This is a genomic window from Fusibacter sp. (assembly GCF_057447755.1).
This window is the reverse complement of sequence record NZ_JBVBZF010000226.1, coordinates 1-5,844: the sequence shown is the minus strand read 5'-3', so window position 1 is coordinate 5,844 and position 5,844 is coordinate 1. Positions and strand designations below refer to the sequence as shown.

The window sequence follows — 5,844 nt, the reverse complement described above, 5'->3', positions numbered from 1 at the left end:
ATCATATATGGCCTCAATAAAATCATAGTCTATTTCCTTAAGGTCTACTTTTCTTGAAAGTAAGTCTCTCATGTAACCAACAAGACACTGACTTTCCTTACATACATCACAGTTTCTGCACATAGCGTTGACGTTTTTAAGGATTCTTTCACGATATAATTTCAAATCCTGTGCCTTTTGCTTTAAAGCAGATACAGAGACTTCTTTTAACTGTCTATTGAAAATCATAAATCTAAATATAGTGAGTACACTCAGCATGGATACTAAGAGTGCCATAAAAGTCATTCCCATGCTTTGAACATATGGTGATGTAAAGATCTTGTTGAGACCAAAGAACATGAAAATTAAGAAAGCACCAAACTTTATCAAGTGCTCTGGAATTTTATTACCGAGTTTTGCACCAACAAATATGCCCACTGAACTGACGATAACCATTCCCATTACAGTTCCCATAAGTGTAAAGGCTGGATGGCTAGAGTCTGTTGCAAGTGTCATAGCAGTTAGCTGGGTCTTATCGCCAAGCTCACCTAAAAAGAAGGCTATTCCCACTGTAATAATTGCACCGTATTTCTTTAAATTCTGTTCTGCCTCTTCCTCCTCTGCTATTGAAAGTGATAGGAGACCGAAAGATATAAAGAGTACACCTGCAACAAGCTGAAGCGCTTCAATCGGTATAAATCGATTCAAAAGTGAACCTAATAGGATTGCAATTCCATGATTTGCAAAAGAACCAATCGCTACACCTATAAGTATCTGATTGACCCTATATTTTGTGGCAAATGCCATTGCCATAATTTGTGTTTTATCGCCCATTTCTGCTATGAATATTAGCAGTAAGGCCCTTAAAAAATCGCCCATATTTCCCCCATTTTGATCATTCTCGCTTTACTATTATCTCACATCTGTTTCCTTATCTCAATCCTTATGTATACAATAATCATATTAAAAACATATTACGTGTTCACAAAAGTTTATCCCTTTAAAATAAGGCTATAAGCGGACTTGAAAAAAATAATAGGACATCTCAAAGCACTAGACCTTGAGTTGTCCTAATATTTTAGCTGAGTTTCAATGGGTATTTAAACCTTTTAAAGGGTTTAAGCTTTAATTGCTTCTGCACCTTTTTGAAGTGCCGCTTTGTTGACATCCAGTAAATGTGCTTTACCTTCGCCGAAAATTTTCTTAAGCGCTTGCATAACTGAATCTACTTCAACTGTTTTGGTAAGTTCAAGGTATGCACCTAACATAACCATGTTTGCAACTCTTGAATTTCCAAGTTCAACAGCAATTTCATTAGCTGCAACATAGTATGCCTTAATGTCTGATCTTGAAGCTTTTTTCTCTATAAGTGAACTGTTGATAAGGATGTTTCCATTTGCAGCAATATCACTTTCAAATTTATCAAGTGACGGTAAATTCATAACAATTGCAGTGGTAGCATTATCTGTAATAACTGGAGAACCAATTGGTCTTTCAGATACCATAACACTACAGTTAGCAGTTCCGCCACGCATTTCTGGACCATAAGATGGTAACCAAGAAACTTCTTTACCTTCAAGCATTCCTGCATATGAAATCAACTGTCCCATTAGCATAACGCCTTGGCCACCAAAACCAGCGCAAATAATTTTTTCGTTTAACATGTCTATTTTACCTCCTCTGGTCTTCTGAAGTTTCCTAATGGATAGTAAGGAATCAAGTTATCTTGTAACCATTTAATTGAGTCTACAGGTGTAAGACCCCAGTTAGTAGGACAAGTTGATAATACTTCGACGATTGAGAAGCCTTTTCCAGCTAATTGACATTCAAATGCTTCTTTAATTGCTTTCTTAGCTTTTCTGATATTAGCAGGAGAATCAACAGAAACTCTCTCCACAAATGCAGCACCTTTAATTGTTGCTAACATTTCAGATACCTGTAAAGGCATTCCTGAATGCTCAACAGTTCTACCAAGAGGCGCAGTTGTTGCTTTTTGTCCAATTAAAGTTGTTGGTGCCATTTGACCACCAGTCATACCATAAATCGCGTTGTTTACGAAAATAGTTGTGATTTTTTCACCTCTATGCGCAACGTGTACGATCTCAGCAGTACCGATTGATGCAAGGTCACCATCACCTTGGTAAGTGAAAACAACCTTGTCAGGATGAACTCTTTTAACACCTGTTGCAACAGCAGGTGCTCTACCATGTGACGCTTCGTGCATATCGCAATTGAAGTATTCATAAGCGAGAACTGAACAACCAACTGGTGCAACACCAATCGTTTCGCCTAAAACATCTAATTCTTCAAGAACCTCTGCTACTAATCTATGGATAATTCCATGTGTACAACCTGGACAATAATGTGTTTGCTTATCTGTTAAGCCTTTAGTTTTTTGAAATACAACTGACATTATTTTGCACCTCCAACTAATTCTTTAACTTTTTCCATTACTGCTTCTGGTGTAGGAATCATACCACCAGCTCTTCCGTAGAAGCTTACTGGCCATCTTCCATTAGAAGCAATCTTAATGTCATCAACCATTTGACCCATTGACATTTCAACAGATAATAATGACTTACAGTCTGCTGGCACTTCATCAAATGCTTTTTCAGGGAAAGGCCATAATGTAATTGGTCTGATTAAACCAACATTGATACCTTGCTCTTTTAAATCTATGATTGCGTTTCTTACAATTCTTGAAGTCGTACCGTAAGCCACGATAACAACCTCTGCATTTTCCATATTGTAAGTTTCGTATTTTACTTCGTTTGCTTTCATTAAGTCATATTTCGCTTGAAGCTTGTGATTGTGTTTTTCAAGTTCAGCTGGATCAAGCGCAAGTGAATTGATGATGTTTGGTTTTCTAGCGCCTTTAGTACCAACCGTTGCCCAATCTTTTTCTGGTAATTCAAATCTAGATTTACCTTCTTTGAACTCAATTGGTTCCATCATTTGACCAATCATACCATCGCCCACCATCATAACTGGGTTTCTGTAATAATCTGCAGCATCAAATGCTTCTTGCATCAAATCAACCATTTCTTGTAAGTTAGCTGGTGCGTATACCAATAATTTATAATCGCCATTACCACCACCACGTGTTACTTGGTTATAGTCCGATTGAGCTGGTTGGATACCACCAAGACCTGGGCCGCCACGAACGATATTTACGATAACACAAGGAAGTTCAGCCCCTGCGATATAAGTGATGCCTTCTTGTTTAAGTGCAATCCCTGGAGAAGATGAAGATGTCATAACACGTGCACCAGCACCTGCAGCACCATATACCATGTTAATCGCAGCAACTTCACTCTCTGCTTGTAAAAATACACCGCCTACTTTAGGCATTTCTCTTGACATATACTCTGGTAATTCATTTTGAGGTGTAATTGGATATCCGAAGAAATATTTACAGCCTGCTTTAATTGCAGCAGCACCAATTGCCTCATTACCTTTCATTAATACCTTAGCCATTTAGTTTAACCTCCCTTAGTTACTAGAATCTTTCAACTGTGATGACAGAATCAGGACAGATCATCGCACAGTTTGCACATCCAATACACTTGTCTACTTCAACTACAGTTGCTGGATGATAACCTTTAACGTTAATTTTCTTTGTGTCTAAAGTAACAATTTTCACAGGACATGCAGTCGCACAAAGACCACAGCCTTTACAAATATCTTCGTTGAACGTAACTTTACCTTTAGCAGCCACTAGCGCCAACCTCCATTTCTTTTAATGTGTGGAAGTCTCAAACTTACATCCACTCTTCCCTCATGATCATTTGAATTGGGAATAATTCTCCTTCAATGTCTTCTGGCAATTGGTGGGTAACCTTTTCCAAAGAACTGACATATTTGATAGGAATATTGAGTTTATTTGATACTTCCACAACTAATGCTTGACCTTTTAAAACATCTTCAACAGATGTATCTCTCAATAAGTGCGTGTTGTTTATTAGACCCGTCACCTTGACACCTACTGTGTCTTCAATCGTTCTAATGTGGTGCATCACACCCATTAAGTCTTGTGTTTGTTCTCTATATGCATTGACAACGCAAAACATATCATATTTGCCTTCTTCAAAATAGGCTTTATACCTTGCAAGCACTCTTGCGCCAATGGCATCGCCACCAACATCCAATATAACCTGCTCGCCTTCAGTTTGAAGAGGTGTTAAAACATTTGCAGAAACCATCGGAATATCCAGATTCGCATGATGGCCTCTGGCACCACTGATTACCGTGATCCCCTTTTCTTCCATTAACTCAGCCTTTTCTCTTGAACGAAAATATGGATTAACAATATCCAAATCACAAAGCGTTACTTTTTCACATTCTTTTTTAAGTGCTAAAGCATAATTAACGGCAAACTCTGTTTTGCCACTACCATAGTGTCCTATGATAATGCGAATCCTTTTATCCTTTTTTAGTTCCATTTTCATTTCACCATACCACTTTTCTATCTTCTATTAGTGTCATGCTGGCCTTTAAAGACCAGCTATATACTGCTTTTCATCTACTTAAGTAAGATTTAAGCCTCAAAATTCCTTCTTATAAATAAACTTGAGCCTCTTCTTCGCCTCTAAGTACACGTAATCCACCAAGTGCAAGTGCACTCATTTCATCTTCGCCTGGATAAATCACAACGTCTGTAATAAAACTTACACTGTCTTTTATCCAAGTGGTTAACATTTCACCATATGCAAGACCGCCAGTTAAAATAATAGCATCAACTTTACCCTTAAGCACAGCTGCACAGCTTCCAATTTCTTTGGAAACTTGGTATGCCATTGCCTTAAAGACAAGCTCTGCATTTTTATCGCCTTCTTCTATCATTTTAACCACTTCACGACCATCGTTAGAGTTAAGATAAGCCACTAAGCCGCCTTTGCCCTTGATCATTTTCTTAATGTCTGCATGTGTGTATTTACCTGAGAAACAAAGCTTCGCTAAGTCTCCCACCGGTAAGCCACCAGTTCTCTCAGGAGAAAAAGGACCTTCACCATCAAGTGCATTGTTAACATCGATTACTCTTCCCTTTTCATGAGCACCAACTGAAATACCACCACCAAGATGAGCAACAATAACGTTAACGTCTTCGTATTTTTTATGATTTTCATCGGCATATCTTCTTGCAACTGCCTTTTGGTTAAGTGCGTGGAAGATTGATTTTCTTTCGATTTCAGGCATACCAGAAATTCTAGCAACAGCTTGCATCTCATCAACAACAACTGGGTCTACGATGAAAGCAGGGATGTTGAGTTGACTTGCAATTTCATTTGCAATAATACCGCCAAGATTGGACGCATGCTCTCCGAGAACGCCCACTTTTAAATCTTCGAGCATTTGAGCGTCAACAGCGTAAGTACCACCTTTGATTGGCTTTAATAATCCGCCACGACCTACAACTGCATTTAATTTTGTTAAGTTAATGCCATTGTCATTTAAAGTATTTAAAATAACATTTTTTCTAAAATCGTATTGATCAAATATTTTATCAAAAGGCTCAATTTCTTCATTTGAATGTCTAATTGTCGTTTCAAACACTTCTTTTTCATTATCATAAATTGCGATCTTAGTCGATGTTGAACCTGGATTAATCGCTAATATTCTAAAAGTTTCCATGTTTTCTCTCCTATCCTCTTAAAGCGAGTTACCGTATTCAAAATCTAATCAATGATCAGATGGCAACTCTTTTTATCAATTGTCAATTGTTATTTGCTTATTGCTTATTGCTTTTGCAGATTATTAAAGGCTACCTCATGTTCTCAAGGTATCCACAATCCATTAAATTGCTGACATTAAAACACCAAGAGCAATAGAATTTAATTTAGATTCATCAGAATCCGCTCTTGAAGT

General features: G+C 37.6%; 7 protein-coding genes. All 7 read right to left on the bottom strand.

Translation table 11 applies throughout. The features are described from left to right. On the bottom strand, window positions 1–858 hold an 858-nt coding region (locus tag AC220I_RS17085), incomplete at its 3' end, for a TMEM165/GDT1 family protein (RefSeq protein WP_486725075.1). Between the two features lie 239 nt (window positions 859–1,097). After that, window positions 1,098–1,643 carry a 2-oxoacid:ferredoxin oxidoreductase subunit gamma family protein gene (locus AC220I_RS17080; RefSeq protein ID WP_486725074.1) on the bottom strand — a complete coding sequence of 182 codons (546 nt, stop codon included), beginning with the start codon at window positions 1,641–1,643 and terminating at the stop codon, window positions 1,098–1,100. A 2-nt stretch (window positions 1,644–1,645) separates the two neighbouring features. After that, window positions 1,646–2,392 (bottom strand): thiamine pyrophosphate-dependent enzyme, encoded by a 747-nt coding sequence (locus AC220I_RS17075; RefSeq protein WP_486725073.1) that lies wholly within the window; start codon window positions 2,390–2,392, stop codon window positions 1,646–1,648. Then, entirely contained in the window at window positions 2,392–3,456 is a 1,065-nt protein-coding gene (locus AC220I_RS17070) for a 3-methyl-2-oxobutanoate dehydrogenase subunit VorB (protein WP_486725072.1), read from the bottom strand. Before AC220I_RS17070 ends, AC220I_RS17075 begins: the two co-directional genes overlap by 1 nt. 22 nt (window positions 3,457–3,478) lie before the next feature. Continuing rightward, window positions 3,479–3,697, bottom strand: a complete 219-nt coding sequence (locus tag AC220I_RS17065; RefSeq protein WP_486725071.1) for a 4Fe-4S dicluster domain-containing protein — start codon at window positions 3,695–3,697, stop codon at window positions 3,479–3,481. Window positions 3,698–3,740: 43 nt separating this feature from the next. Next, window positions 3,741–4,421 (bottom strand): ATP-binding protein, encoded by a 681-nt coding sequence (locus AC220I_RS17060; RefSeq protein WP_486725070.1) that lies wholly within the window; start codon window positions 4,419–4,421, stop codon window positions 3,741–3,743. A 115-nt stretch (window positions 4,422–4,536) separates the two neighbouring features. Next, the gene (buk, locus tag AC220I_RS17055) at window positions 4,537–5,610 is read right to left on the bottom strand and encodes a butyrate kinase (RefSeq protein ID WP_486725069.1); all 1,074 of its coding nucleotides are present in this window, start codon (window positions 5,608–5,610) and stop codon (window positions 4,537–4,539) included. Between the last annotated feature and the right edge of the window lie 234 nt (window positions 5,611–5,844).